Annotated in this window: 1 rRNA gene; it reads left to right on the top strand. The window is 54.5% G+C overall.

Annotated features, from left to right (window positions below):
- A 23S ribosomal RNA gene (locus HMPREF0650_RS04160) occupies positions 1-706 on the top strand; the annotation flags it as partial.

Below are 706 nucleotides of genomic sequence, written 5' to 3' on the forward strand. Positions count from 1 at the left end.
AGGGGGTAGACGCGAAACCAAGTGATCTACACATGTCCAGGGTGAAGTTCCGGTAACACGGAATGGAGGCCCGCACCAATAAGCGTTGAAAAGCTTCTGGATGAGGTGTGTGTAGGAGTGAAAGGCCAATCAAACTTGGAGATAGCTCGTACTCCCCGAAAGGCATTTAGGTGCCGCGTGGGGTGATCTGCATGAGAGGTAGAGCGACCGATAGGTCAAGAGGGCTTCACCGCCTATCGCGACCTGACGAACTCCGAATGCTCATGCACAGCAGCCCTGCAGTAAGGGGGCGGGTGCTAAGGTCCGTCCCCGAGAGGAGAAGAATCCAGACCGCCATCTAAGGTCCCGAAGTTCTGCCTGAGTTAGTCTAACGAAGTCCGGTCCCCGTGACAGCTAGGATGTTGGCTTGGAAGCAGCCATTCATTCAAAGAGTGCGTAACAGCTCACTAGTCGAGGGTCCGGGCGTGGATAATAATCGGGTATAAGGCAGGCACCGAAGGTGCGGGATAGTAATGTATATTAAAAGTATCGGTAGGGGAGCATTCCATGTGCGTCGAATGTTGGGGGACGACCCTGGCTGGAGCGCATGGAAAAGCAAATGTAGGTATAAGTAACGATAAGGAGGGTGAGATTCCCTCCCGCCGCAAGACCAAGGTTTCCCGGGCAATGCCAATCAGCCCGGGGTCAGTCGGGTCCTAAGCCTCAG

This window comes from Hoylesella buccalis ATCC 35310 (genome assembly GCF_000177075.1).
Lineage (GTDB): Bacteria > Bacteroidota > Bacteroidia > Bacteroidales > Bacteroidaceae > Prevotella > Prevotella buccalis.